Here is a 24,495-nt window from a genome sequence, read left to right as displayed (position 1 = left end):
GATTCCGATTTCTTTGGAAAATTCCGCTGGCCTTCCCAAGGGGCAAAGGCGCCTAGACTTCTGAAAAGACCAAGGGAGGACCGCGCCGTGGACTATCAGAAGATCCGTGTCTCGACTGAAGACGGCATCGCGACCGTCACCCTCGCCGATCCCACCACGCTGAACGCCGCCAGCCTGGAGGTCGCCCGCGAGTTGACCCACGCCTTCGCTTCAATCGCAGCCGGCAAGGTCGAGGCCCGCGCGGTGATCCTGACCGGTGAAGGTCGCGGCTTCTGCTCGGGGGCCAACCTGTCGGGCGGCGGCGCGGCCGGGCGTGAACTGGACGTCGACGGCAAGCCCGACGCCGGCTCGGCGCTGGAAAGCACCTACAACCCGCTGATGACCCTGCTGAAGGACTTTCCGCTGCCGATCGTCACGGCGGTGAACGGCCCTGCGGCCGGCGTCGGCTGCTCCATCGCCCTGATGGGCGACATCATCGTGGCGTCCGAGAGCGCCTATTTCCTGCAGGCCTTCCGCCGAATTGGCCTGGTCCCCGACGGCGGTTCGACCTACCTGCTGCCGCGCCTGATCGGCAAGGCGCGGGCCATGGAGATGATGCTGCTGGGCGACAAGATCCCGGCGGCCACCGCCCTGCAATGGGGCCTGGTCAATCGCTGCGTCCCGGACGCCGAGCTGATCCCGACCGCCCGCGCCCTGGCCCAGGAACTGGCCCGAGGCCCGGCGGCGCTGGGCGCGATCCGCAAGCTGGTCTGGGACAGCCTCGACAGCGACTGGACCGGCCAGCTTCACGCCGAGCGCAAGGCCCAGAAGTTCGCCGGCAAGACCGAAGACTTCCTCGAAGGCGTCGCCGCTTTCCTCCAGAAACGCGCGGCGTCGTTCAAGGGGCGGTAGCGGCGGCCTGTAGCTGGCGCAGGATCTCAACGGCGTCGTCAGCGCGACCCGCCGGCACGAAGACATGGTCGTGGTTCAGCGCCGCGACCATGTTGCAGGCGATCCCGGCCTCGGCCAGGGCCGTCGCCACGGCGGCGGTCAGGCCGACGCCGTCGAGGGCCGAGTAGACGTTCAGGGTGATCAGAGCCATCGGCGCCTCAACCGGAAAGCCAGCGGCTTGCGCCGCTTCGCGCTCCAGGATCAGGCTGACGCCATCGGCTTCGCGGAACATGGCCAGCGGCGCCAGCCCCGCCCAGTCGCGGTCGCCGGCGGCGCAGAAGACGTAGGCGCCGGGCTTCAGGTCCGGCGTCATGCCAGCGACCATTTCCCGAGCGCCGCGAATGACTTGGCTCATTCTCCGGACGTCGCGAGATAGGGCTTGTAGCTCTTCTCCTCGACGATCTCCGAGCCGGCGGCTTCGTTGATGGCGCGCTTGATGGCGGCGCGCTTGTCGTTGTCGATATAGACGCGGCGGGCCAGGGCGACGAAGTCCGGGCCGAAGTCCTGGCGGCGTTCGCAGTCGCGCTTGCCGTCCTCGATGTCCCACAGGGCGGCGTTGACGGTGGTCAGTTCGTCGGTGAGGCGGGCGATGTCGGCGGTGTTGGGCAGATGCTCGGCCGCGGTAGCCTCCAGCAGGGCCAGCTCCTTGCGGACATTGGCTTCCTTGGCCGGATCGCCGATGCGCTGGGCCTTGACCCGCAGGATGGTGATCTTGTCGACCAGTTCGCCCGCCGAGATCGGCGCGAGGATGGACATTCAGGCGGCTCCCGTGACCAGACGTTCGAGCGCCGCCCAGGCCGCGTCGACCGGCAGGGCGCCCATGCCGCTTCCGTAGTCTTCCGCGACCAGCATCTCAAGCCGCCGGGCGGCGGGGCGGAACTTCACCGACTTGCGGCGGTCCTGTTGCAGAGACAGCAGCGGCGCGCCCCCGGCGGCCAGCATGTGGCCCGGGCCGGCGTCGTTGGCGACTCCGGCCGCCAGCCGTCTGGCCAAGGCGATGACCAGCAGCGGCCCCTTCACGGCCGTGTAGCCGTCCATGCGGTTGCGCTCGGGCTGGAGCGCTTGCGGGACCTCCCGCGCGGCCACGGCGGCGTCCTCGGCCTCGTCGGGGCCGAACAGGAATACCGGCGTCCAGCCCTTGGCGACGATCCGTCGCGCCAGCTCGAAATAGTTCTCTAGCGGCCAGCGTTTGTCCTGACCGCCCGCTCCGGGCGCTAGGCCGACATAGGTCGGGCCGGTCGGCAGCAGGGTCTCAGCGGCGTTCAAAGCGTCGGGATGGTTGAGCGCCAGAGGCGTCGGCGCGCCCTGCCCGTCAGTGGCCAGAGCCAGCAGTCGCGCCAGGCGGTCAGTGACGGCCATCGGCCAGTCCTTGTCGCGCGCATGACGGGCGGCCGAGATGAAGCGACCACTCGCGCCGCGCCGGGCGACGCCGCTGCGACGCAGATTCTCCTGGGTGTCGATGACGAGGTCGAACGCGCGACCGTCGAACGGCTTGCTCCACGGCAGGCTATCGAGGGGCCGCGCGCCGTTGCGCCCGTCCAGGATCACCTCGTCGACATAGCCGGCCACCACGGCCTTCAGCGGGCCGGCATAGACCGTCTCGCCCTTGGCCGCGCACCAGCTGATGCGAGCCTCAGGAAAGGCCGCGCGCAGGCCGGCTATAAAGGGCAGCTTGATCAGGCCATCGCCGATCACCTCGCCCATCGAATAGATCAGAACCGTCTGGACCATGGCCGTGTGTGGACCGCGCCGAGCGTCTTGGTCAACGCCAACCCCGCGCTGTATTCTGCCCCGAACTGCCGCTAGGCTGCGCGTCCCGAGGATAAAGACGGACCTGATGCGCAGCGCCTTGTTCAACGCCTATTACTGGGTCCTGTCGATCTTCTATGGCCTGTCGGCGGCCTTCGCCGCCCTGGCGCCGGGTCGCGACGCCGTGACCTTCACGCTGAGGCTCTATAGCCGCCGGATGCTGTGGGCGCTGGACGTGCTGGGCGGGGTGAAGGTTGAGCTGAAAGGCCAGGAAAACCTGCCAAAGGGCCCTTGCATCATCGCCGCCAAGCACCACAGCTGGGGCGACGGCTTCGTGATGTTCGCCCATGTCGACAATCTCAGCTTCGTCACCGGCGACCACCTGGAGAAGTTCCCGCTGGTCGGGGCGATCCTGAAGAAGTTCGGGGCCATTGTCGTCGACAGTTGCGGCGGTCCCGAGGCGCGCAAGGCTCTGTCGGAAAGCGCCGCCCAGGTCGCGGCCGAGGGCCGGCGGATCCTGATCTATCCCGAAGGACACCTGGCCGCGCCGGGCGAGCGGTTCCGCTATCGCACCGGCGTCTACTACATGAGCAAGGACTTTAACCTGCCGGTCGTGCCGGTAGCCACCAATCTCGGCTGCTTCTGGAAGCAGCAGGAGAAGGCCAAGACGCCCGGAGTCGCCACCGTCGAGTTCCTGTCACCCCTGCCCCAGGGCCTGGAGAAGGACGACTTCATGCAGCGCATGGAGGCGGCGATCGAAGGCCGCACGAATGAACTGATCGCAAAGGCGCGCGGAGAACCGGTGAAGCCCTCGGTGCTGGTGGAGTGGGATGGCCGGAAGAACGTGGCCGCGACGCCGAAGACAGCGGAAGCCTCGGCCTAAACCTCGACCGGACACTCCGCCGGGATAGCCACGAACGTGCCCTCGGCGCGCCGCTTGGCGAAGTGGGTCTGGGCGCATGTCGAGGAGCACAGCAGGCCGGTGTCAGACCAGTAGAGCGGCGCCTCGTCCTCGTGCTTGAAGCGCGGCGCGCCCCAGGCCAGGCCGCATTCGACGCAGGACGGCGTGCGCGCCAGCATCAGTGCTCGCTCGCCTCGGGAGCCTCGGCCGCCGGCTGGATCGTCACGCTCTCACCGCAGCCGCAGGCGTCGGTCTCGTTCGGATTGTGGAACACGAACTTCGACGACAACTTGGTGATCTCGTAGTCGATCTCGGTCCCGATCAGGAACAGTACGGCCTTGGGCTCGATCAGGATGGTGACATCCTTGTCCTCGACCACCTCGTCCATCGGGCCGCGTTCGGCGGCGTATTCGAAGACATATTCCGAACCCGCGCAGCCGCCATTCTTCACGCCGACGCGGAGGCCCGCATAGGGCTTGTCGGCGCGGGCCATGATCTCCTTGACGCGCGCGGCCGCGGCGTCGGTCAGGGTGACGACCTTGGGGCGCGGGCGGCGGGGGCGTGCGGTGATCGCGGTTTCCATGGGCTTTGAACCGATCAGAACATGTTCAGTTGCAGCTTGGCCTCGTCGCTCATCCGCGAGGAATCCCACGGCGGCTCGAAGACCAGCTCGACATTGCACGACTTCAGGCCGGGGATTTCCATCACCGCGTCGCGGACCCAGCCCGGCATTTCCCCGGCCACCGGGCAGCCCGGGGCGGTCAGGGTCATGTCGATGGCCACGTCCTTGTCGTCGCTGACATCGACCTTGTAGATCAGGCCCAGCTCATAGATGTCGACCGGGATTTCCGGGTCGTACACGGTCTTCAGCTTCTCGATCAGCTGATCGGTCAGCCGGTTAAGCTCGTCCTTGGACAGGGAGGTCATGGGCTCGGAGGAAGCGGCGGCGTCGGTCATCGGCGGCTCAACTGAAGAAACTGCGGGCCTTGGCCAGCGCGTCCACGAACGCGTCGGCTTCGGCTTCCGTATTATATAGGGCGAAGGAGGCGCGCGCGCTCGATGTGACGCCGAAACGGCGCATCAAGGGCTCTGCGCAATGGGTCCCGGCGCGGACGGCGACGCCGTAGCGGTCCAGCACCTGGGCGATGTCATGGGCGTGGGCGCCCTCGACCGTGAACGACAGCACCGCGCCCTTGCCGGGCGCCTCGCCCAGGATCCGCACGCCATTGACGCCGCGCAGGCGTTCGGCGACGCGCTCGTAGAGGGCATGCTCGTGAGCGAAGGCTGCGTCGCGATCGAGGCCATTCAGCCACTCGATCGCCGCGCCCAGGCCGACGGCCTCCAGGATCGCGGGAGTGCCGGCCTCGAAGCGATGCGGCGGATCAGCGTAGGTGATGCGGTCCATCGAGACCGAACCGATCATCTCGCCGCCGCCCTGATAAGGCGGCAGAGCGGCCAGGCGCTCGGCCTTGCCGTAGAGCACGCCGATGCCGGTCGGACCGTACAGCTTGTGACCGGAGAAAACGTAGAAATCGACGTCCAGGGCCTTCACGTCAACTTTGGTGTGAACCACGCCCTGGCAGCCGTCCAGCAGCACCGGCGCGCCGGCGGCGTGGGCCAGGCGGACGATCTCAGGCACGTCGTTGACCGTGCCCAGCACGTTCGACATGTGCGTAACCGCGACCATCTTGGTCTTCTCGGACAGCAGGCCCTTGAAGGCCTCCACGTCGAGCCGGCCGTCATCCAGCACCGGGATGAACTTCAAAACCACGCCCTTGCGCTCGCGCAGGAAGTGCCACGGCACGATGTTGGCGTGGTGCTCCATCTCCGAGAGCACGATCTCGTCGCCGGCGTTTAGCGACAGGCCGAACGAACTGGCGACCAGGTTCACCGCTTCCGTGGCGCTCTTGGTCCAGACGACTTCGGTCGGCTCGGCATTGATGAAACGCGCGACAGTTTCGCGCGCCTTTTCATAGGCTTCCGTCGTTTCGTTCGCGAGCGTGTGCAGGCCGCGGTGGACGTTGGCGTAAGAGGTGCGAGCCAGGCCCATCATGGCGTCCAGCACCGCGTCTGGCTTCTGGGCGCTGGCGGCGGTGTCGAGATAGATCAGCGGCTTGCCGTGGACCTGGCGGGCCAGGATCGGAAACTGGGCGCGGATCGCCTCGACATCGAACGGAGCGTCAAAGGCCACTATTCCGGGCTCCCCAGCTTGCGGGCGACCCAGGCGGCGGCGATCTCACGCGCGCCCTCGTGCTCGATCCGCTCGACCACCTCGCCGACGAAGGCCACGGTCAGCATGGCCTTGGCCTCGAGCTCCGGGATGCCGCGCTGGCGGGCGTAGAAGATTGCTTCCTCGTCCAGAGCGCCAATCGTGTTGCCGTGGGCGCAGGAGACGTCGTCGGCGAAGATCAGCAGTTCCGGCTTGGCGTCGATCTCGGCCTTGTCCGACAGGATCAGGGCGTGATGGCCCATGCGCGCGTCGGTCTGGTCGGCGCCGGGCGAGACCACGATGCGGCCCTGGAAGACGCCCCGCGCCTGGTCATTGACCATGCCCTTGGTCAGCTGGCTGGTAATCCCGTCGACACCGGCGTGGGTGACGACCGTGGTCTGGTCGGCGTGGCGCTGGCCGTCCAGCAGATAGACGCCGTCCAGGCGGACCTGGGCGTGTGCGCCCGGATGGTTGACCCGCGTCTCGATACGCTGGCGACGCGCGCCCGAGGTCAGCACAGTCTGGGCGTAGGCCGCGCCGGGGGCCAGGTCGACCTCGGCGGTGACGACGTTGACGGCTTGCGCGTCATCATCGACCAGCACGATACGCTCCAGCGCGGCGCCGTCTTCCACCGTGATGTCCAGGCGGAAGTCGGCCAGGTAACCGCCCTCGCCCACATGGCTTTCGAGCAGCACGCCGCTCACGCCCGCCGGCACGCGGACCTTCAGCGCGGTCACGAGACCGATCTGGTCGCCGGCCGATCGCACGTTCAGCGCCACGACAGGATCGTGCACGTCGAACACCAGCGCGCCGCCGCCCAGGCCATCGACATAGCCGTTGGCGACCGAAACCGTCCGGCTGGCCGAGAACGCCACGCCGTCGCGGAACGGGCCTTCGACGCCGGTCCCGGCGTGCTGGTAGACCTTCGGCAGCGTCCGGATCAGGCCGCGCAGGTCCGTCCAGCGCCAGTCCTCGTCGCGCCGCGAGGGCAGCTCGGTGACGTCGCCGGTCTTTAGGGCGGAGGCGAGGCTCATGCGGCGGCCACGTACTTGTCGTAGCCCTCGGCTTCCAGCTGCAGCGCCAGTTCCGGACCGCCCGAGGCGACGATGCGGCCGGCGGCCAGCACGTGGACCTTGTCGGGTTTGATGTAGTCCAGCAGGCGCTGATAGTGGGTGATGACCAGCATGCCGCGCTCGGGCGAACGCAGGGCGTTGACGCCTTCGGAGACGATCTTCAGGGCGTCGATGTCCAGACCGCTGTCGGTCTCGTCCAGGATCAGGAACTTCGGCGAAAGCATCGACATCTGGAAGATTTCCATCCGCTTCTTCTCGCCGCCGGAGAAGCCGACGTTCAGGCCGCGCTTGAGCATCTCGAAGTCGATCTTCAGCGCCGCCGCCTTCTCCTTGGCCAGCTTTAGGAAAGCCGGCGCGGCGACCTCGTCCTCGCCCCGCGCGCGGCGCTGGGCATTGAGGGCGGTGCGGATGAAGGTCAGGGCCGGAACGCCCGGGATTTCAAGCGGATACTGGAACGACAGGAACAGGCCCTTGGCCGCCCGCTCGTTGGGCTCCAGGGCGAGCAGATCGTCGCCATTCAGGCTCGCCGAACCCTCGGTGACCTCGTAGCCGCCACGGCCCGACAGCACGTAGGACAGGGTCGACTTGCCGGCCCCGTTCGGCCCCATGATCGCATGGACCTCGCCGGCGGGGACGTCGAGCGTGACGCCCTTCAGGATCGGCTTGTCCTCGACGCGGGCATGAAGGTTCTGGATCTTAAGCATGGGTCTCGTCGATTTTTCTGTATTCCGCGTCACCACCCGCGAAGGTTCCGGCGACGGCGATCTGGCCCTGGATGGCGGCGTTTAGAAGCGAAAGATCCTCGGTCGGGATCCAGTATTCCTCGTGTCCCGGCGTGCCCACGACCTTGTTCTGGTAGTTGCTCAGGAACGCGGTCGTGAGGTTGAACCGCACGACGTAGCCGCGCCGGTAAGTGCTGTGCGCCGCGTTCCAGGTCCGGGCCTGCACGGCGGCGTATTCTTCGCTGGCGACGGGATAAAAGATCGGCCGCTCGGGGTCGTGCTCTGGAAACGCCTTCCAGCCCGACGCCCGGATGGACTGCAGTTCTTCCATGCCGACCGGCTGGTAAAGCGTGACGTGGCTCACCCCACGCTCCCTTCCAGGCTGATCGCCACAAGCTTCTGGGCTTCGACGGCGAATTCCATGGGCAGTTGCTGCAGCACGTCCTTGACGAAGCCGTTGACCAGCAGGGCGACGGCCTCTTCCTGGGATAGCCCCCGCTGCTGGCAGTAGAACAGTTGGTCGTCCGACAGGCGCGTGGTGGTGGCCTCGTGCTCAAACACCGATTGGCCGTTGCGGGCCTCGATATAGGGCACGGTGTGGGCCGCGCAGTCCTTGCCGATCAGCAGGCTGTCGCACTGGGTGAAGTTGCGCGCGCCCTTGGCCTTGGGGTGGGCCGAGACCAGGCCGCGATAGGTCGAGGTCGACTTGCCCGCGCTGATGCCCTTGGCGACGATCCGCGATTTGGTGTTGGCGCCCAGGTGGATCATCTTTGTGCCGGTGTCGGCCTGCTGATGACCGTTGGTCACGGCAATCGAATAGAACTCGCCCGAGCTGCCCTCGCCGCGCAGCACGCAGGACGGATATTTCCAGGTGATGGCCGAGCCGGTCTCGACCTGGGTCCACGAGACCTTGGAGCGGTCGCCCCGGCAGTCGGCACGCTTGGTGACGAAGTTGTAGATGCCGCCCTTGCCGGTCTCGGGATCGCCCGGGTACCAGTTCTGGACGGTCGAATATTTGATCTCGGCGTCGTCCAGCAGGACGAGCTCGACCACGGCGGCGTGCAGCTGGTTCTCGTCGCGCATCGGGGCCGTGCAGCCCTCCAGGTACGAGCAATAGGCGCCCTTGTCGGCGATGATCAAAGTCCGCTCGAACTGTCCGGAATCCTTGGCGTTTATCCGGAAATAGGTCGACAGCTCCATCGGGCAGCGCACGCCCGGCGGAATGTAGACGAACGAGCCGTCGCTGAAGACGGCGCTGTTCAGGCAGGCGAAATAGTTGTCCGAGGTCGGGACCACGCTGCCCAGGTACTGGCGCACCAGTTCCGGATGCTCGCGGACCGCCTCGCTCATCGAGCAGAAGATGACCCCGACGGCGGCTAGCTCCTTCTTGAAGGTCGTCACGACGCTGACGCTGTCGAACACCGCGTCCACGGCGTAGCGCGGCGCGCCTTCGACTCCGGCCAGAACCTCTTGTTCCTTCAGGGGAATGCCCAGCTTGGCGTAGACGGCCAGGATCTCCGGATCGACCTCGTCCAGGCTCTTGGGGCCTTCCTTGGTCGAGGGCGCGGCGTAGTAGTAGCTGTCCTGGTAGTCGATCTTGGGGAAGTTCACCTTCGCCCAGGTCGGCTCTTCCAGCTCAAGCCAGCGGCGATAGGCTTCCAGCCGCCAGTCCAGCATCCACTGGGGCTCGTCCTTCTTGGCCGAGATGAAGCGGACGATATCCTCGGAGAGACCCTTGGGGGCGAACTCCTGCGCGATATCGGTCGTGAAGCCGTGCTCGTACTTCTCGAGCGCGGCGACGGTTTCGACAGTTTCCTTGACCGCGGCCACTACGCCACCTCCCGGCGCCGTGCGCCGATACGCTTCCAGGCGGCGAGCCAGGCGTCGCCGCACGTGTTCCAATCGTCTTCCGTGCTCGCCCAGCCGCCGCTCACACGCAGAGCGAACGGGGCGAGATCGGACCGGCCCATGGCTTCCACCACGCGGCTGGCCTTGACCTTGCCCGACGAGCAGGCGCTGCCGGCGCTGACCATGACTCCGGCCAGGTCCATGTTCATGACCTGGACCTCGGAGCCGAAGCCCTCGCCCGCGAAACACAGGGTTTGCGGCAAGCGATCAGCGCCCTCACCGAGCACGACCGCGCCTTCCGCCGTTAGCCGCTGAGCCAAGGCGTCGCGCCATTGGGCCTGTTCGGCCACGGAGGCAAGGTTTTCGTGGGCGACCTTGGCGGCCGCGCCAAATGCCGCAATCCCCGCGACGTTCTCGGTGCCGGCCCGGCGACCGCGCTCCTGACCGCCGCCGTGCTGGCGGCGGGTGACCGTGGCGCGGGTTCCGGCGACCAGGGCGCCGACGCCTTGCGGTCCACCCAGCTTGTGGGCCGACAGCGCCATCGTGTCGGCGCCGAGGGCCGAGAAATCGACCGCGATCTTGCCGGCCGCCTGAACGGCGTCGACGTGCAGCAACCCGTCGTGAGCGCGGACCAGCCTGGCGGCTTCCGCCACCGGCTGAATGACGCCGGTCTCGTTATTGGCCAGCATCAGGCAGACTAGGGTCTTGGCCGGCGCTTCGAGCGCTGCGGCCAGCCAGGCGAGGTCGGCGACGCCATCGCTGTTGACCGGCAAGACCTCGACGACCAGGCCCGAAGCTTTCGCCGTTTCGGCCACCGCGTCGTGCTCGACGGCGCTGAGGATGATGCGTTGGACGCCGGCGACCTTAGCGCTCTCGATGGCCAGAGCATTGGCCTCAGTGCCGCCGCTGACGAAGGTCACCGAACCGGCCGGCACCCCGACCAGGGCCCCGACCTCGGCGCGGCCGCGCTCGATCACGTCGCGCGCGGCGCGGCCGGCTGCGTGGACCGAAGAAGGATTGGCCGGGCTCTCCAGGGCGCGCAGCAACGCCTCACGCGCCTCCGGCCGCATCGGGGCCGTGGCGTTATAGTCGAGATAGACCGATGTGCGGGACATGCTCACTCGGCCGCGATCTCCAGGGGGCCGACCGGACGCAGCTTGCCCGCCAGGACGTCGGCCACCGATACCGAGGCCAGGTAGCCGTGGATCTGGCGGCCCATCTCTTCCCACAGGCCGTGGGTCATGCAGCGCTCGCCGCCGGCCATGCAGCCCTTGGCCTGGCCCTTGGTGAAGTTGCAGCGGGTGGCGCGCAGCGGCTCGTCGACCGCCAGAACGATGTCGGAGATGAAGGTGTCGGCCGACGCCTTGGCCAGCCGGTAACCGCCGCCCGGGCCGCGAGCGCTGATCACCAGGCCCTTGCGGCGCAGGCGCGCGAACAGCTGCTCCAGATAGGAGAGCGAGATCTGTTGGCGCGACGCGATCTCGGCCAGGGCCACGGCGCGGCCCTCGCTTTCGTCCTGGCGCTTGGCCAGGTCGGTCATCGCCATGACCGCGTATCGACCTTTGGTGCTCAGGCGCATCGCCTTACCCCTTGCAGATTCCGCGCGCATCGGCTTTTGCGTGTGCTACAAGCCGCGACTTCGCGCGCGGGCCCTCCAGCCCGCGACTGGTTGCGATCTAGGAAGACCAAGCGCAGTAGTCAAGTATTCGACGCCCCAAATCGTCGGATGGCGGACCGCTCGCGAGCTCAAGGGAACGACATGCCTGATGTGATTTTGACCGGCGCGTCCGGGCGGATCGAAGGTCGCTATTCTCCGGGCAAGACCGAGACGGCGCCGATCGCGCTGATCCTGCACCCGCACCCGAAGGCCGGCGGGCATATGAACCACCCGGTGTCGGTTCAGCTGTACCACCTGTTCATGAAGCGCGGTTTCGCGACTCTCCGCTTCAATTTCCGCGGCGTGGGCCGCAGCCAGGGCGAGTTCGACGCCGGCATCGGCGAGCTGGCCGACGCGGCGACGGCGCTGGACTGGTTGCAGACCAGCAATCCCGCCGCCAGCCAGACCTGGGTCGCCGGTTTCGACTTCGGCGCCTATATCGGCATGCAGCTCCTGATGCGTCGCCCGGAGACGGACGGCTTCATCTCTGTGTCGCCGCCGACCAACATGTATGACTTCAGCTTCCTGGCCCCCTGCCCGGCCTCGGGCCTGTTCCTGACGGGCTCGGCCGACACCATCACCCCGCCGGTCGAGGTGGAGCGCGTGGTCACCAAGCTGCGGACCCAGAAGGGCATCACGATCGACTACGAAGTCATCGACAAGGCCAGCCACTTCTGGACCGAGCACCTGCCAAGCGTCGAGAAGAGCGTCAGCGAGTACCTCGACAAGCGCATCGCGGAAAACCCGATCTAGCCGACTTAAAGAAGGCCTCCCTCCGGGGAGGCCTTTTTCGTTTGTGCGGGGCGAGATCAAGTCCCTGGCGTAACATCGGTCACAATCCTATATTTTCACCAGTTGATGAATATCAAGGATGCGGTGATGCACTACGACATCGTCATCGTCGGCGGGGGCGCCGGCGGCCTGGAGCTGGCTTCGCGGCTGGGGCGTCGGCTGGGCGGCCGGCACGGCAAGCGCCGCGTGCTGCTGATCGATCGCTCCAGCTTCCACATCTGGAAGCCGACCCTGCACGAGGTGGCGGCCGGCACGCTGGACGTCCACCAGGAAGGCGTCTCCTATTCGATCCTGGGCCGCTCGAACGGCTTCAACTTCCTGCTCGGCGAACTGTCTGCCTTCGATCCTGCCGCCAAGCGCCTGACTCTGAAGGCCATCACCGACGACGACGGCCAGCTGCTGACGCCCGAGCGGGCCATCACCTTCACCTATGGCGTGCTGGCGATCGGTTCGGGCTCGAACCTGTTCGGCACGCCCGGCGCGGAGCAGGCGCACCTGCTGGAACGCACCGAGGACGCCGAGGCGTTTCACGGTCGCCTGCTGGCGGCCTTCACCAAGGCTTCGTTCTCGCCCGAGAAGATCATGCGCGTGGCCATTGTCGGCGGCGGCGCCACGGGCGTCGAGTTGTCAGCCGAGCTGATCGAGGCGCACCGCGAACTGCTGGACAGCCTGGGCGACGAGCAGCGCTTCCGCCTGGACATCAGCGTGGTCGAGGCCGCGCCGCGCATCCTAAATGGCCTGCCGCTAAAGATCGCCGACAAGGCCAAGCTGGCCCTGGAGCGCAAGGGCGTGGCGGTGAAGACGGGCGCCAAGGTTCTGGCGGTCCACGCCGACCGGCTGGAGACCAGCCAGGGCGACATTCCTGCGGACCTGATCGTCTGGGCCGCCGGCATCAAGGCGGCCGAGACCAATACCGGCTTTGGCCTGGAGACCAATCGCGGCAACCAGTTCGTGGTCAACGACCATCTGGAGACCTCGGCCCCCGACGTCTGGGCCCTGGGCGACTGCGCCGCCGCGCCGTGGAAGGACGGCAAGACCATCCCCGCCCGCGCCCAGGCCGCGCACCAGCAGGCCAGCTACCTGGAGCGGGCGCTGATCGCTCGGCTGCACCAGGGGCGGATCGCCGCGCCGTTCGTCTATCGCGACTTCGGCTCGCTGGTGTCGCTGGGTGACAACAAGGGCGTCGGCGCGCTGATGGGCGGGCTGGGCGGACCGAACTTCTTCGTCGAGGGCCTGATCGCCAAGTGGGCCTACATGTCGCTGCACCTGGATCACCACCGGGCGATCCTGGGCGTGGGCCGCACCGCGACCCTGGCGCTGGCGAGGTTGCTGCAGCAGCGGGTGTCGGGACGGCTGAAGCTGCATTGAAGGGCTAGATGCTCCCCCGCGTTGCGGGGGAGCTGTCGCGGAGCGACTGAGGGGGCTAGCTGGAGGTCGGCAGCACTCGCCCCCTCCGGCCCTCTGGGCCACCTCCCCCGCAACGCGGGGGAGGATCTAGGGCGTAGCGATCCGTCCGCCCGTCATCGCCGCCTTCACCCCCGTCGTGCCCGGAAAGCTGATCGGCAACCCCTTGGCCGTCCGCGCCGCGAGATAGGCGAAGGCCTCGGCCTCGATGCTGTCGCCGCGCCAGCCGCAGGCCTCGGCGGCCTGCACAGGGACCGGCGCGCGGTCGGCCAGGGTCTTCATGATCGCCGGATTGTGCCGACCGCCGCCGCAGACGATCAGAGCGCTGGGCGTCTCGCCGCCTTGGCTGAAGGCCCGGAACACCCCTTCGGCGGTGAAGGCCACCAGGGTCGCGGCGGCGTCCTCGGGCGACAGGTGCGCCACCGGCTCCAGCGAGAAGTCGTAGCGGTCCAGCGACTTGGGAACCGGGGCGTCGAAATACGGGCTCGACAGCAGGGCGTTCAAAGCCCGCTCGTCGACCCGGCCGACCAAGGCCAGCCTGCCGTCCTCATCGAAGCGGGCGATGCCGCGCGCCTGCAGCATCAGATCGATCATGCCGTTGCCGGGACCGGTGTCGAAGGCCAGCAAGGACCCGTCCGCGCCGATCAGGGTGATGTTGGCCACCCCTCCGACGTTCAGCGCCGCCACCGGCGCTGCCAGGCCCGAGGCCCGGGCGCGAGCGGCGTGATAGATCGGCGCCAGCGGCGCGCCCTCCCCGCCGGCCGCCACATCGGCGGTGCGGAAGTCGTAGGCGACGGGACGACCGCAGGCCCGGGCCAGACGCTCGGCGTCCAGCAGCTGGACCGTGCGGCCGACACGCTCGGCGGTCGGCCGCTCGTGCAGCACCGTCTGGCCGTGGACGCCTAGCAGGTCGAACTCGCTCCACGCCAGGCCGTGCTCTTCCAGGAAGCTCTCGGCGGCGTGGAAATGCTCGTCGGCGACAGCCTTGCGGGCCTCATCGAAGATCGCCGGCTCGGGCTCGCCGCGCGGCCAGGCTCGGGCGATGTCGGTCGTCTTCAGCAGCAGATCGCGGGTCGCCTCGCGCAGCTTGCGCTCGCCCGCCGGGCCGAAGCCCTGGATCTCTTCGCCGTCGGTTTCCAGCACCGCCATGTCGACCGCGTCGAGCGAGGTGCCGGTCATGAATCCCAGGATCTTCATGGAAACGTTGACTGCCACGGCCCGCAAACGGTAGCTAGGCCCCATGATCGACGTCCCCATCTTCTTGGGAAAAGTCCAAGCTCGTCCGTATTACCGCCCGCTGCCATAGCGGGAGGAGGATCAGCCACGTCGCCACCCCGCCTCGCCGGGGTCGCTCCATTCCAGTCGATCATGCGCTCCGGCTCCCTGCCTGGAGTTTGCAATGAAACCCTCACATTCCCTCGATTTGGCCGACCTCGCCGTGTTAGACGGCCCGCCAAGTCCTTCAGAGAGTCGAACCATGTCCGCCGCATCGTCCTTCAAGTCGGAGTTCCTGCGAACCCTGGAGGCGCGTGGCTACATCCATCAGATCACCCATCCGGATGAACTGGACGCCGCGGCCGCCGGCGGCATCGTCACCGCCTACATCGGCTTCGACGCAACCGCGCCCAGCCTGCACGTCGGCAGCTTGATCCAGATCATGATGCTCCGCCGCCTGCAGCAGGCCGGTCACAAGCCGATCGTCCTGATGGGCGGCGGCACGACCAAGGTCGGCGACCCCACCGGTAAGGACGAGAGCCGCAAGCTGCTGTCGGACGCTGACATCCAGTCCAACATCGCCGGCATCAAGCAGGTCTTCGCCAAGTTCCTGACCTTCGGCGACGGCCCGACCGACGCCATCATGGTCGACAACGACGAGTGGCTGAGCAAATTCGGCTACGTCCAGTTCCTGCGCGACTACGGCGTGCACTTCACGGTCAACCGGATGCTGGCCTTCGACTCGGTCAAGCTGCGGCTTGAGCGCGAGCAGCCGATGACCTTCCTCGAATTCAACTACATGTTGATGCAGGCCACCGACTTCCTGGAGCTGAACCGCAAGTACAATTGCGTGCTGCAGATGGGCGGCTCGGACCAATGGGGCAACATCCTGAACGGGGTAGAGCTGACCCGCCGCGTCGACCAGAAGGCCGCGTTCGGCCTGACGACGCCGCTCTTGGCCACCGCCTCGGGCGCCAAGATGGGCAAGACCATGGCCGGCGCGGTGTGGCTGAACGCCGAGCAGTTGAGCCCTTACGACTACTGGCAGTTCTGGCGGAACACCGAGGACGCCGACGTCGGCCGGTTCCTCAAGCTGTTCACCGACCTGCCGCTGGACAAGATCGCCGAGCTGGAAGCCCTTGAAGGCGCCCAGATCAACGACGCCAAGAAGGTGCTGGCCGACGAGGCCACCCGCATGGCCCACGGCGACGAGGAAGCCCGCAAGGCCCGCGACGCCGCTGAAAAGGCGTTCGAGCAAGGCGCGCTCTCGGCCGACCTGCCGACCTTCGAGGTCCCGGCGGCCGACCTGGAAGCGGGCATCGTGCTGGCGGCCCTGTTCACCGACGCTGGCCTGGCCGGCTCGCGCGGCGAGGCCCGTCGCCTGGCCCAGGGCGGTGGCCTGAAGGTCAACGACAAGGCCGAGGCCAGCGCGGACCGGGTGATCACCTCGGCGGACCTCGTCGAGGGCGTCGTCAAGCTGGCGGCCGGCAAGAAGAAGATCGTGTTGGTGAAGCCCGTTTAGTTATGGGTTGATCCGTGTCCCGGCCCTGGCGTAGCCAAGGGCCGGGGTTACCCCCTGCTACCTGGAGACGCGTTCGATGCTGCAGCCCGGCGACAAGGCCCCCGATTTCGACCTGCCGACCGACACCGGCCGCGTCAGCCTGGCCGGCTTCAAGGGCAAGAACGTCGTCCTGTACTTCTATCCCAAGGACGACACCGCCGGCTGCACGTCCGAGGCCCTGCAGTTCTCGTCGGAAGTCGAGGAATTCCAAAAGCTGGGCGCGGTGATCGTCGGCGTGTCCAAGGACAGCGTCGCCTCGCACGCCAAATTCCGCAAGAAACATGACCTGACCATTGATCTCGCCGCCGACCCTCTGGGCGACGTGGTCGAGGCCTATGGCGCCTGGGTCGAGAAGAGCATGTACGGCCGCAAATATATGGGCATAGACCGTTCGACCTTCCTGATCGACCGCGAGGGCGTCGTCCGCGAGGTCTGGCGCAAGGTGAAGGTCCCCGGCCACATCAAGGCCGTGATGAACGCCGCCAAGGCCATCAAGTAAAATTTCGCCTGGCTCTTCGTGTCTCGGGAACCGGTTGTTCGCCGGCGTGTTGTATCGGCGCCGCTGCCTGTGACCTTTTCGCGCACGCGCCGCCGTGAACGTGGCCGTCGCGGTCAGAAATCGTTAAGGAACGTAGCGCAAGATTATATTTTGCGACTCGCGCTCCCTTAGGGCGCGAACAGTCTTGCGCGTTTCCGCTTTCTCATAGCATATCCCCCAGACCTGAAACGGGGGGTTTCTTGGGCGATGGCGATCAAGCGCTTTAAGCGACTGCGGCACTCTCTCGAAGCCCTATTTCCCGAACGGCACATCTATATCCGCTCCGGCGGCGAGATGCGCGGCTACGTCTTTTCCACCAACAAGCAGCTGCTGGGCGCGTCCGTCGTCGCCGTCACCGCGCTGTGGATGGGCGTCTGCACCGCTGCGATGGCGGTGAACGCCCTGGCGGTCAGCTCGACCGACCAACAAGTCATTCGCCAGAAGGCCTATTACGAGCGTCTCAACGCCGACCGCCAGGCCCGTCTGAACAGCGCCGTGGCCCAGCTTTCGGCCACCAACGGCTCGCTCGAAGATCTGGCCGCCTCGGTCGAGAAGCGCCACGCCGCTCTCGCCCTCCTCGTTTCCGACTTCAAGGGCGTGCCCGGCGCCGCCCAGGCCCTGACCGTCGCCAAGCCGCGCCTGCTGGCCGCCAGCCCGGTTCAGCGCATCCAGGCGACCCGGATGGACCAGGAGCGCCTGATCGACGCCGCCGAGAGCTTCGCCAAGAGCCGCGCCGAGCGCCTGCGCCTGGCCATGCGGATGGCGGGTCTGGACGCCGGCAACTTCACCGGCCGGGGCGTGTCGCTGGGCGGCCCGCTGATCGAGGCCAAGGATCCACGCGCGCTGGCCGCTGTTCTCGACGTCGACGAGGATTTCGCGAGCCGCATCCAGCACGCAGCCAACGACATGTCGGACATGCGCTCGCTGGGCGCGGCGGCCAAGAAGCTGCCCTTCTACCGCCCGACCGGCAATCCGGCCCTGTCGTCCAGCTACGGCGTCCGCTTCGACCCGTTCACGCACCGGCCGGCCTTCCATTCGGGCCTGGATTTCCCCGGCGCCTACTACACCCCGATCATGGCCACGGCCCCGGGCGTCGTTTCTTTCACGGGCGTGCGCTCGGGCTACGGCAACACGGTCGAGATCGACCACGGCGGCGGCTTCAAGACCCGCTACGCCCACCTGGCCACCATCGGCGTCCGCGTCGGCGAGCGCGTCACCATCGGTTCGCGCATCGCGGCCATGGGCTCGACCGGCCGTTCGACCGGTCCACATCTTCACTACGAAGTCTGGGTCAACGGTAAGGCCCAGAATCCCAATCGCTACTTGAAGGCTGGTGAGTATGTTCAGCAAGCAAGCTAAGTCGGGCTCCAAGACCCCGGCTCGCATCGAACCCCTGCCGACCCCGATGGCGGCCGCGCCTGTCGACCAGGTCCGCCGCGGGCCGCCGAAAGTGGCGTCCCTGCTGTCGGCCGACCTGACCATCGAGGGCGCCGTCACCGGCGAAGGCGAACTGCAGATCGACGGCGTGGTCAAGGGCGACGTCCGCGTCGGCCGGCTCACCGTCGGCGAGACCGGCCATGTCGAGGGCGGTGTCTATGCCGAGGCGGTGGAAGTGCGCGGCCGCGTGGTCGGCGCGATCACCTCCAAGCAGGTCCGCCTCTACGGCACCTCGTACGTCGATGGCGACATCACCCACGAGCAGCTGGCCATGGAAACCGGCGCCTTCTTCCAGGGCCGCAGCCTGAAGTTCCAGCGCCCCGCCCCGGCCGCCCAGCCGGCGCCGCAGCCGGAACAACTGGCCATCGCCCAGGCCAAGCCCGTCGCGGGCTGAGATCTCGGACCTTCCGAATTCAAGAACGCCCCGGATCACTCCGGGGCGTTCTTCGTATCAGCGGCTTGAGAGCACAAAGGTATTCCCGTCGGGATCCTTGAACTTGGCGAAGGTCCCCCAAGGCTGCTTCTCAGGCGGGCCTTCGAACACGACGCCTTTGTCGGACAGCTTGCGATAGGCGTGCTCGACGTCGTCGCAGGCCAGCGAGCCATTGAAGAAGGTGCCGATGCGGTCTTCGTGGCCCTCGGGCGTGAACAGGACAAGGCCGGTCTCCGCGCCCGGAATCGAGAGCTCGATCCAGCGCTGGTTCCCCATCGGCTGATCAGTAGCCACGCGCAGGCCGATCTTCTCGGTCCAGAAGGTCAGGGCCCGATCCTGGTCGCTGACCGGAATGCCCACGAACTTCAACTTGCTGATCACGCTCATCTCTATCCCCTGCCCCGTGGGTCTTCCATGACAGCGAGGTAGCGCGGCGCCCTTGCGGGGGTGAAGTCATGCAGGCAATGCTATAGCAATGGATGCCCCCACCTACGCCATCGACCGCTACGTGCTCGACACCCTGATGGCGGATCTGGTCGGCCACGACCACAAGCCGTCGTCGTTCCTGGTGTATCTCGCGATCGTGGCGGCGCACGCCGACGGCCGCGCCAGTTTCAGCCACGCCGAACTGGCCGAGCGCACGGGCCAGTCGCGACGCACGGTGCAGAACGCCGTCGACAATCTGAAACGTCGGGGATTGGTGTCGGTCAGTCGCGCGGGACCGACCGAGGCCGCGACCTATGTCCCACTGACGCCCTGGAAGCGTCAGCGGGAGCGGTAGGTGTACTAGCCTTCGACCGCGTCGCGCGTGGCCCCGACGCGCTGGGCCAGCGAGGCGCCCATGAAGGCGTCGAGGTCGCCATCCAGCACGCCGGCGGTGTCGGAGGTCTCGACGTTGGTCCGCAGGTCCTTGACCATCTGGTAGGGCTGCAGGACGTAGCTGCGGATCTGGTGACCCCAGCCAATGTCGGTCTTCTGGTCTTCCAGCGCCTGCTGGGCGGCTTCGCGCCGTTGCAGTTCGGCCTCGTAGAGACGAGCGCGCAGCATCTTCCACGCTTCTTCGCGGTTCTGGTGCTGCGAGCGCCCGGCCTGGCAGGCCACGGCGATGCCGGTCGGGATGTGCGTCAGACGCACGGCCGAGTCGGTCTTGTTGATGTGCTGCCCGCCGGCCCCGGAGGCGCGGTAGGTGTCGGTCCGCACGTCGGCCGGGTTGATCTCGATCTCGATCGTGTCGTCGACCACGGGATAGACCCAGGCCGAGGCGAACGAGGTGTGACGGCGGGCGCTGCTGTCATATGGACTGATACGCACCAGGCGGTGCACGCCGGCCTCGGTCTTCAGCCAGCCATAGGCGTTCGGGCCCTTGACCAGCAAGGTCGCGGACTTGATGCCAGCCTGGTCGCCGTCGGTCTCTTCGATCAGTTCGGTCGTCATGCCGTGGGCGTTGGCCCAGCGCGTGTACATGCGCAGCAGGATGCCGGCCCAGTCGCACGACTCGGTGCCCCCGGCCCCGGAGTTGATTTCGATATAGGCGTCGTTGCCGTCGGCCTCGCCCGAGAGCAGGGCCTCGAGTTCGGCGCGGCCGGCGCGTTCCTTGATGGCTTTCAGCTGGGCGCGGGCGTCGTTCAGGGAATCCTCGTCGGACTCCATGTCGGCCAGTTCGGCATACTCCAGCGCGTCCTTGACGTCGCGCTCGATGCCTTGCACGGCCTCGACCTTGGCGGCCAGGGCGGCGCGCTCGCGCGAGACGGCCTGGGCCTCGGTCGGGCGATCCCAGAGGGTCGGGTCTTCGACCCGGGCGTTCAGCTCATCGAGCTTTCGGAGGGCGACATCCCAGTCAAAGACGCCTCCTGAGCAGTCCAATGGACTGCTCGATGTCAGCCGCGGCGGCCTCGACATCCGGTCGCATCACGTTACTCCGTGACAGTGTTGAAGGGCGCGGGAAATAACGCGCGTCGCGCTCCCGCGCAATGAGAGTTCGTAGAGCCCGCCCTAATAGAGCCCACTGAGGGGATCGACCTTCTGCGGCGGCGGCTTGCCCGGCTGAGGCGCCTGCTGGACCGGCTGCGGCAGGCCCGGCGAGATCTGCTCGTACGGGATCGGCCCCGTCGGCGCGACCTCCACCTTGGGTTCGGTGCCCGGCCGGAAGGCCTCGCGGACGCCGCGCACCAGGGCGAACTTGGCGTTCTTGGGCGGCTTGAAGTCGACGGCCGGCTGGCCGTCCAGCGCCACCTTCATGAAGTCCATGAACACCGGCACGGCGTCGACAGCGCCCGTCTCGCCCTCGCCCAGCGAGCGGTTGTCGTCGAAGCCGACGAAGACGCCGACCACGAGGTTGGGCGAATAGCCGACGAACCAGGCGCTGCGGTACTCGTTGGTCGTGCCGGTCTTGCCCGCCAGCGGACGGCCCAGGGAGCTGACGGCGGCCGCGGTGCCGCGCTGCACAACGCCCTGCAGCATCGAGGTGATTTGGTAGGCGGTGACCGGGTCCATGATCTGGTCGCCCGGCGCGGCGAAGCGCGGGCTCTCATCGCCGTTGAAGCCGGCGTCGCAGCGCTCGCAGTCGCGCTTGTCGGCCCGGAAGATGACCTTGCCCTCGCGATCCTGCACCAGTTCGATCAGGTGCGGATCGACGCGGCGGCCGCCATTGACGAAGGCGGCGTAGGCGGCCGTCAGCTTGAACGGCGTCGTCTCGCCCGCGCCCAGGGCCATGGCCAGGACGGGGTCCATGCTTTTGACCACGCCGGCGCGCTGGGCGAAGTCGACGACCTTCTTCATGCCGACGCCCTGGGCCAGGCGCACGGTCATGGCGTTGATCGACTGCTCCAGCCCCTTGCGCAGCGGCTGAGCTCCATAGAACTCCTTGTGGTAGTTCTCCGGGCTCCAGTCCTGACCGTTGGCGCCCTTGAACGTGATGGCGCTGTCGACGACGACGCTGGCCGGCGTGTAGCCGTTCTCCAGCGCCGTGGCGTAGACGAACGGCTTGAACGACGAGCCCGGCTGGCGCATCGCCTGGGTGGCGCGGTTGAAGTTCGACAGCGAGTAGCTGTAGCCGCCGACCAGGGCGACGATCCGGCCCGTATAGGGCTCCATGGCCACCAGGGCGCCATTGACCGCCGGAACCTGGCGCAGGCGATAGCCGGCGTCGGTCTTCTCGACGAACACCAGGTCGCCGGCCTTCAGGCCCTTGCCGTTCTTGGCCCAGGTCACGTCTTCGCCAACCAGCTGGCCTTCGCCCTCGTCCTTGACGAGACGGACCCGCCCGTCGTTGGAGACGACCAGGGCCTGACGCCACTTGCCGCGCTCCGCCGGCGGGGCCTTGGCCAGGGCGGTCTTTTCCCAGGCCAGGTCGGTCGATTCGACATGGCCCCAGGCCCCGCGCCAGCCGTGGCGGCGGTCGTATTTCTCCAGGCCGTCCATCAGCGCCGAGCGCGCAGCCGTCTGCAGGCGCGGATCCAGCGTGGTGCGCATGTAGTAGCCGCCCTCGCTGAGGCGCGGCCCCAGCGTGGCCATGCCGCGCTGACGCACTTCCTCGACGAAGTAGTCGGCGTCGCGGTAGGCGGCGCGCTTGGGCGCGGACTGGACCACCAGATCCTCGGCCATGGCCTTCTGGGCCTCGGCCTTCGACACCCAGCCCTGCTCGGCCATCTGGCCCAGCACCCAGTTGCGCCGGGTCATGGCCTTGGCCTTGTTGCGGATCGGATGGTAGTTGTCCGGTCCCTTGGGCAGCGAGGCCAGGAAGGCGCATTCGGCCAGGGTCAGGTCCGGCAGCGACTTGCCGAAATAGTTGTAGGCGGCCGCGCCGACGCCGAACGAGCGATAGCCCAGCCAGATTTCGTTCAGATACAGCTCGAGGATCTGCTGCTTGGTCAGCGACTGCTCCAGGCGGTGGGCCAGGATCGCTTCCTTGAACTTGCGACCGACCGTGGCGTCGCTGGTCAGCAGGACGTTCTTGGCGACCTGCTGGGTGATGGTCGAGCCGCCCTCGAGGCGCTTGCCGCGAACGACGTTGCCCACGTTCTTGAGCATGGCCCGCGAAAGCCCGCCGACGTCGACGCCGCCGTGCTGGAAGAAGTTGCGATCCTCGGCCGCCAGGAAGGCCTGGGCCAGCTGCGGCGGGATCTGGTCGTAGGGGATGAAGATCCGGCGCTCTTTGCTGTACTCGCCGATCAGCGTGCCGTCCCAGGCGTAGACGCGCGTCGCCGTCGGCGGACGATAGTCCTGCAACTCGCCGGCGTCGGGCATGTCATGGAACAGCCAGGCGGCGTAGATCGCGATCGCGAAACCCGCGACCGCGATGGCCGAAAGCACCGCCACGCCCGCGATGGCCATCCATCGTTCGGTGGGTTTCAGATCCACGCGACCTCCGTCGAGGCAGGCCCCCTCGCCTGCCGCACACACTTCACTAGATCGCTTGGCGCCGAACCGTAAGCGGTTTTGCGGTCGCACCTCGCGACGCGAAGCACGAACGATCACCCCTGTGATTAGAGGGCGACAGGCAAAAGGGAAAGCCGCTCCCCGCTTCGGGAGATCAGGACTTGCGCAGACCCGCCGAGAAATAGGCCTCGATGGAGTCGCCGACCGCGTCGACCAGGCGGTTGCGGCTGGCCTTGGTGGTCAGGAAGGCTTCGTCTTCCGGATTGGTGATGAAGCCCATCTCCAGCAGCACGGCCGGCACGTCCGGCGCCAACAGCACTATAAAGCCGGCGTCGCGGTGGCTGCGGCGCAGCAGGGTGGTTTCCTCGCCGACGCTGGCCAGCAGCAGTTGGGCGAAGGCGGCCGAGCGATTCTTGGTGGCGCGCTGCGACAGGTCCAGCAGGATCTGGCTGACGGCGCGGTCGCGGCCCGGCAGGTTGGCCTTCATCAGCCAGTCGTCCTTGTCGAGGACGAGGCCGACGCGCTCGGAGCCCTTGTCAGACACGGTGTAGACCGAAGCGCCGCGCGTGCTGACGTCGGGACCCGAGTCGGCGTGCAGCGAGATAAAGAGATCGGCGTCGGCGCGGCGGGCGATCTGCACGCGGCCTTCCAGCGGGATGAAGGTGTCGGTCTCGCGGGTCAGCACGACCTGGAAGCGGCCGGTGCGCTCCAGGCGCGCCTTCAGCGCCTTGGCCGCGGCCAGGGTGACGTCCTTCTCGAAGACGTTGGCGCCCAGCGAGCCGGGATCCTTGCCGCCATGGCCGGCGTCGATGACGATGACCTTCTTCAGGCGCAGCGGCGCGGCCTTGACCGGTGCGCTGGCGAAGGTAAGGCGCGGCGCCGGCGGGGCGGCGACCAGGGGCGCGGCGTCCACGGCCTTCAGGTCGATGACATAACGATAGGCGGTCGCGCCATCGCCCGGCGGCAGCAGGAAGCGACGGCGGACCTCGGCCTTGCCGGTCAGGTCCAGGCGCAGACGGGCGCCGCCGGCGGCCTCGTCGATCACCCAGCGCTTGACCAGGCCCTGGCCGGACCCTTGAAGATCGCCAGACACCAGGACGTTCGGCAGGGCCATGACCAGGCGCTGGTCGCTCATGCCGTCGGAAATCAGCTTGCCGGCCGCGGCGCGGTCGAGGTCGATGACAACGCGGGTTTCGTTACGGTCGCCGCCGAAGCGGACCTTCTGCACGCCGGCGGGCGCGGCCGGTCCCTGGGCGGTGGCCACGGCGACGCCGGCGACCGTCAGGCCCCCGACAATCAGGGCCGCCCGGACCCAGCCCATGCGGGCCAAACTGATAAGAAACTTACGCATTCCCGCCCGCGTAGTCCGAAACTGGTGAACTGAATGTCAATATCTCCCGGGGCGGTAGCCAAAGGGTTAAGTCCAGATCATCCGTCGAAAGCTTTTCTTTTGTGCGTCGATGTGGCTACAGTCCCGTCGTGCGCGAATGTCGTGATCGTCACGACTCCGTGTGGGCCGCCCGAGCCTCGAAAGTGGTCCTGAACCTCTTCCGGCGCGGAGGCGGCAGACTAGATAGTGTTCGAGAGACGGCCGATCTGGCGGGCGAGAAGCCTACCGAGACGCCGGATCTAGGGCTCGCGTCGGGCTC

Annotated in this window: 27 protein-coding genes; 9 read left to right on the top strand and 18 right to left on the bottom strand. The window is 67.4% G+C overall.

The features are described 5' to 3' along the window. Positions 1-87: 87 nt before the first annotated feature. A complete protein-coding gene (locus CSW62_RS11130; protein ID WP_099577759.1) occupies positions 88-891 on the top strand; it encodes an enoyl-CoA hydratase/isomerase in 804 nt (267 codons plus the stop codon). On the opposite strand, the gene CSW62_RS11125 is transcribed toward CSW62_RS11130, so the two are convergent. The 3 genes from CSW62_RS11125 to CSW62_RS11115 are packed head-to-tail and all read right to left on the bottom strand — an operon-like array spanning position 878 to position 2,661. Further along, complete coding sequence (locus tag CSW62_RS11125) at positions 878-1,285, bottom strand: ACT domain-containing protein (RefSeq protein WP_099577756.1); 408 nt, start codon at positions 1,283-1,285, stop codon at positions 878-880. The two genes, CSW62_RS11130 and CSW62_RS11125, sit on opposite strands and share 14 nt — an antisense overlap. Continuing rightward, the gene (locus tag CSW62_RS11120; protein ID WP_099577754.1) at positions 1,282-1,686 is read right to left on the bottom strand and encodes a DUF6165 family protein; all 405 of its coding nucleotides are present in this window, start codon (positions 1,684-1,686) and stop codon (positions 1,282-1,284) included. Before CSW62_RS11120 ends, CSW62_RS11125 begins: the two co-directional genes overlap by 4 nt. Next, positions 1,687-2,661, bottom strand: coding sequence for a glycosyltransferase family 9 protein (locus tag CSW62_RS11115; protein ID WP_099577752.1), 975 nt, complete (start codon positions 2,659-2,661; stop codon positions 1,687-1,689). A gap of 106 nt (positions 2,662-2,767) precedes the next feature. Here CSW62_RS11115 and CSW62_RS11110 point away from each other — a divergent pair, with 106 nt between their 5' ends. Next, the gene (locus tag CSW62_RS11110) at positions 2,768-3,562 is read left to right on the top strand and encodes a 1-acyl-sn-glycerol-3-phosphate acyltransferase (protein ID WP_099577750.1); all 795 of its coding nucleotides are present in this window, start codon (positions 2,768-2,770) and stop codon (positions 3,560-3,562) included. Here CSW62_RS11110 and CSW62_RS11105 read toward each other — a convergent pair. From CSW62_RS11105 to CSW62_RS11060, 10 genes are read right to left on the bottom strand one after another with little or no spacing between them, the layout of a single operon-like run. Further along, complete coding sequence (locus CSW62_RS11105) at positions 3,559-3,759, bottom strand: hypothetical protein (protein ID WP_099577748.1); 201 nt, start codon at positions 3,757-3,759, stop codon at positions 3,559-3,561. The genes CSW62_RS11110 and CSW62_RS11105 overlap by 4 nt on opposite strands. Continuing rightward, positions 3,759-4,163 (bottom strand): iron-sulfur cluster assembly accessory protein, encoded by a 405-nt coding sequence (locus tag CSW62_RS11100; RefSeq protein WP_099577745.1) that lies wholly within the window; start codon positions 4,161-4,163, stop codon positions 3,759-3,761. Before CSW62_RS11100 ends, CSW62_RS11105 begins: the two co-directional genes overlap by 1 nt. A gap of 14 nt (positions 4,164-4,177) precedes the next feature. After that, the gene (locus CSW62_RS11095; protein WP_099577743.1) at positions 4,178-4,537 is read right to left on the bottom strand and encodes an SUF system Fe-S cluster assembly protein; all 360 of its coding nucleotides are present in this window, start codon (positions 4,535-4,537) and stop codon (positions 4,178-4,180) included. A 7-nt stretch (positions 4,538-4,544) separates the two neighbouring features. After that, the gene (locus CSW62_RS11090) at positions 4,545-5,771 is read right to left on the bottom strand and encodes an aminotransferase class V-fold PLP-dependent enzyme (RefSeq protein WP_099577741.1); all 1,227 of its coding nucleotides are present in this window, start codon (positions 5,769-5,771) and stop codon (positions 4,545-4,547) included. Next, a complete protein-coding gene (gene sufD / locus CSW62_RS11085; RefSeq protein WP_099577739.1) occupies positions 5,771-6,823 on the bottom strand; it encodes a Fe-S cluster assembly protein SufD in 1,053 nt (350 codons plus the stop codon). The genes CSW62_RS11090 and sufD overlap by 1 nt, the downstream gene beginning before the upstream one ends. Then, positions 6,820-7,566 (bottom strand): Fe-S cluster assembly ATPase SufC, encoded by a 747-nt coding sequence (gene sufC, locus CSW62_RS11080; RefSeq protein ID WP_056051275.1) that lies wholly within the window; start codon positions 7,564-7,566, stop codon positions 6,820-6,822. Before sufC ends, sufD begins: the two co-directional genes overlap by 4 nt. After that, positions 7,559-7,948: a hypothetical protein gene (locus CSW62_RS11075; RefSeq protein WP_099577737.1), complete on the bottom strand. Its 390-nt coding sequence runs from the start codon at positions 7,946-7,948 to the stop codon at positions 7,559-7,561. Before CSW62_RS11075 ends, sufC begins: the two co-directional genes overlap by 8 nt. Then, entirely contained in the window at positions 7,945-9,414 is a 1,470-nt protein-coding gene (gene sufB / locus CSW62_RS11070; RefSeq protein ID WP_099577735.1) for a Fe-S cluster assembly protein SufB, read from the bottom strand. Before sufB ends, CSW62_RS11075 begins: the two co-directional genes overlap by 4 nt. Next, complete coding sequence (locus CSW62_RS11065) at positions 9,414-10,553, bottom strand: cysteine desulfurase family protein (RefSeq protein ID WP_099577732.1); 1,140 nt, start codon at positions 10,551-10,553, stop codon at positions 9,414-9,416. Before CSW62_RS11065 ends, sufB begins: the two co-directional genes overlap by 1 nt. Then, entirely contained in the window at positions 10,550-11,011 is a 462-nt protein-coding gene (locus tag CSW62_RS11060) for an Rrf2 family transcriptional regulator (protein WP_099577730.1), read from the bottom strand. Before CSW62_RS11060 ends, CSW62_RS11065 begins: the two co-directional genes overlap by 4 nt. Positions 11,012-11,191: 180 nt before the next feature. Here CSW62_RS11060 and CSW62_RS11055 point away from each other — a divergent pair, with 180 nt between their 5' ends. Together CSW62_RS11055 and CSW62_RS11050 are read left to right on the top strand one after the other, a co-directional pair. After that, the gene (locus CSW62_RS11055; protein ID WP_099577728.1) at positions 11,192-11,842 is read left to right on the top strand and encodes an alpha/beta hydrolase; all 651 of its coding nucleotides are present in this window, start codon (positions 11,192-11,194) and stop codon (positions 11,840-11,842) included. 126 nt (positions 11,843-11,968) lie between these two features. Further along, positions 11,969-13,249 carry an NAD(P)/FAD-dependent oxidoreductase gene (locus CSW62_RS11050; protein ID WP_099582251.1) on the top strand — a complete coding sequence of 427 codons (1,281 nt, stop codon included), beginning with the start codon at positions 11,969-11,971 and terminating at the stop codon, positions 13,247-13,249. Positions 13,250-13,375: 126 nt separating this feature from the next. Here CSW62_RS11050 and CSW62_RS11040 read toward each other — a convergent pair whose 3' ends face one another. After that, complete coding sequence (locus CSW62_RS11040) at positions 13,376-14,482, bottom strand: anhydro-N-acetylmuramic acid kinase (RefSeq protein WP_199170573.1); 1,107 nt, start codon at positions 14,480-14,482, stop codon at positions 13,376-13,378. Positions 14,483-14,684: 202 nt separating this feature from the next. Between CSW62_RS11040 and tyrS the strand changes: the two genes are divergently transcribed. The 4 genes from tyrS (at position 14,685) to CSW62_RS11020 (ending at position 18,430) form a co-directional block, all read left to right on the top strand. Further along, positions 14,685-16,022 (top strand): tyrosine--tRNA ligase, encoded by a 1,338-nt coding sequence (tyrS, locus tag CSW62_RS11035; RefSeq protein WP_199170572.1) that lies wholly within the window; start codon positions 14,685-14,687, stop codon positions 16,020-16,022. Positions 16,023-16,098: 76 nt separating this feature from the next. Continuing rightward, a complete protein-coding gene (locus CSW62_RS11030; RefSeq protein ID WP_099577723.1) occupies positions 16,099-16,560 on the top strand; it encodes a peroxiredoxin in 462 nt (153 codons plus the stop codon). A gap of 246 nt (positions 16,561-16,806) precedes the next feature. Further along, on the top strand, positions 16,807-17,958 hold the full coding sequence (locus tag CSW62_RS11025; RefSeq protein WP_099577721.1) for a peptidoglycan DD-metalloendopeptidase family protein: 1,152 nt from the start codon (positions 16,807-16,809) through the stop codon (positions 17,956-17,958). Next, a complete protein-coding gene (locus CSW62_RS11020) occupies positions 17,939-18,430 on the top strand; it encodes a polymer-forming cytoskeletal protein (protein WP_099577719.1) in 492 nt (163 codons plus the stop codon). Before CSW62_RS11025 ends, CSW62_RS11020 begins: the two co-directional genes overlap by 20 nt. Before the next feature lie 57 nt (positions 18,431-18,487). Here the strand turns inward: CSW62_RS11020 and CSW62_RS11015 are convergent, their stop codons facing one another. Then, positions 18,488-18,856, bottom strand: coding sequence for a VOC family protein (locus CSW62_RS11015; RefSeq protein WP_099577717.1), 369 nt, complete (start codon positions 18,854-18,856; stop codon positions 18,488-18,490). A gap of 88 nt (positions 18,857-18,944) precedes the next feature. On the opposite strand from CSW62_RS11015, the gene CSW62_RS11010 reads away from it, so the two are divergent. Then, positions 18,945-19,250, top strand: a complete 306-nt coding sequence (locus CSW62_RS11010) for a helix-turn-helix domain-containing protein (RefSeq protein ID WP_099577714.1) — start codon at positions 18,945-18,947, stop codon at positions 19,248-19,250. A 5-nt stretch (positions 19,251-19,255) separates the two neighbouring features. Here CSW62_RS11010 and prfB read toward each other — a convergent pair. The 3 genes from prfB to CSW62_RS10995 all read right to left on the bottom strand — a co-directional run bounded on the left by prfB (position 19,256) and on the right by CSW62_RS10995 (position 24,197). Continuing rightward, a protein-coding gene (prfB, locus tag CSW62_RS11005) for a peptide chain release factor 2 (RefSeq protein ID WP_099577712.1) occupies positions 19,256-20,378 on the bottom strand; the annotation gives its coding sequence in 2 pieces (ribosomal slippage) (positions 19,256-20,308 and positions 20,310-20,378; 1,122 coding nt in all). An 83-nt stretch (positions 20,379-20,461) separates the two neighbouring features. After that, positions 20,462-22,828 (bottom strand): penicillin-binding protein 1A, encoded by a 2,367-nt coding sequence (locus CSW62_RS11000; protein WP_199170571.1) that lies wholly within the window; start codon positions 22,826-22,828, stop codon positions 20,462-20,464. 172 nt (positions 22,829-23,000) lie between these two features. Beyond that, positions 23,001-24,197 (bottom strand): N-acetylmuramoyl-L-alanine amidase, encoded by a 1,197-nt coding sequence (locus CSW62_RS10995; protein ID WP_099577708.1) that lies wholly within the window; start codon positions 24,195-24,197, stop codon positions 23,001-23,003. Positions 24,198-24,495 lie beyond the last annotated feature (298 nt).

Origin of the sequence: Caulobacter sp. FWC2, assembly GCF_002742625.1 — a bacterium.
GTDB lineage: Bacteria > Pseudomonadota > Alphaproteobacteria > Caulobacterales > Caulobacteraceae > Caulobacter.
The sequence above is the reverse complement of the archived record's forward strand: the minus strand, read 5'-3'. Positions and strand labels throughout refer to the sequence as shown.

Bases quoted from the DNA above. Each gene is read 5' to 3' on its own strand.
- tyrS (WP_199170572.1), top strand. From the start codon at position 14,685: ATGAAACCCTCACATTCCCTCGATTTGGCCGACCTCGCCGTGTTAGAC.
- CSW62_RS11015 (WP_099577717.1), bottom strand. From the start codon at position 18,856: ATGAGCGTGATCAGCAAGTTGAAGTTCGTGGGCATTCCGGTCAGCGAC.
- CSW62_RS11025 (WP_099577721.1), top strand. From the start codon at position 16,807: ATGGCGATCAAGCGCTTTAAGCGACTGCGGCACTCTCTCGAAGCCCTA.
- CSW62_RS11110 (WP_099577750.1), top strand. From the start codon at position 2,768: ATGCGCAGCGCCTTGTTCAACGCCTATTACTGGGTCCTGTCGATCTTC.
- CSW62_RS11100 (WP_099577745.1), bottom strand. From the start codon at position 4,163: ATGGAAACCGCGATCACCGCACGCCCCCGCCGCCCGCGCCCCAAGGTC.
- CSW62_RS11055 (WP_099577728.1), top strand. From the start codon at position 11,192: ATGCCTGATGTGATTTTGACCGGCGCGTCCGGGCGGATCGAAGGTCGC.
- CSW62_RS11010 (WP_099577714.1), top strand. From the start codon at position 18,945: ATGGATGCCCCCACCTACGCCATCGACCGCTACGTGCTCGACACCCTG.
- CSW62_RS11030 (WP_099577723.1), top strand. From the start codon at position 16,099: ATGCTGCAGCCCGGCGACAAGGCCCCCGATTTCGACCTGCCGACCGAC.
- CSW62_RS11020 (WP_099577719.1), top strand. From the start codon at position 17,939: ATGTTCAGCAAGCAAGCTAAGTCGGGCTCCAAGACCCCGGCTCGCATC.
- CSW62_RS11125 (WP_099577756.1), bottom strand. From the start codon at position 1,285: ATGAGCCAAGTCATTCGCGGCGCTCGGGAAATGGTCGCTGGCATGACG.
- CSW62_RS10995 (WP_099577708.1), bottom strand. From the start codon at position 24,197: ATGCGTAAGTTTCTTATCAGTTTGGCCCGCATGGGCTGGGTCCGGGCG.
- sufD (WP_099577739.1), bottom strand. From the start codon at position 6,823: ATGAGCCTCGCCTCCGCCCTAAAGACCGGCGACGTCACCGAGCTGCCC.
- CSW62_RS11115 (WP_099577752.1), bottom strand. From the start codon at position 2,661: ATGGTCCAGACGGTTCTGATCTATTCGATGGGCGAGGTGATCGGCGAT.
- CSW62_RS11105 (WP_099577748.1), bottom strand. From the start codon at position 3,759: ATGCTGGCGCGCACGCCGTCCTGCGTCGAATGCGGCCTGGCCTGGGGC.
- sufC (WP_056051275.1), bottom strand. From the start codon at position 7,566: ATGCTTAAGATCCAGAACCTTCATGCCCGCGTCGAGGACAAGCCGATC.
- CSW62_RS11060 (WP_099577730.1), bottom strand. From the start codon at position 11,011: ATGCGCCTGAGCACCAAAGGTCGATACGCGGTCATGGCGATGACCGAC.
- CSW62_RS11040 (WP_199170573.1), bottom strand. From the start codon at position 14,482: ATGAAGATCCTGGGATTCATGACCGGCACCTCGCTCGACGCGGTCGAC.
- CSW62_RS11120 (WP_099577754.1), bottom strand. From the start codon at position 1,686: ATGTCCATCCTCGCGCCGATCTCGGCGGGCGAACTGGTCGACAAGATC.
- CSW62_RS11050 (WP_099582251.1), top strand. From the start codon at position 11,969: ATGCACTACGACATCGTCATCGTCGGCGGGGGCGCCGGCGGCCTGGAG.
- CSW62_RS11095 (WP_099577743.1), bottom strand. From the start codon at position 4,537: ATGACCGACGCCGCCGCTTCCTCCGAGCCCATGACCTCCCTGTCCAAG.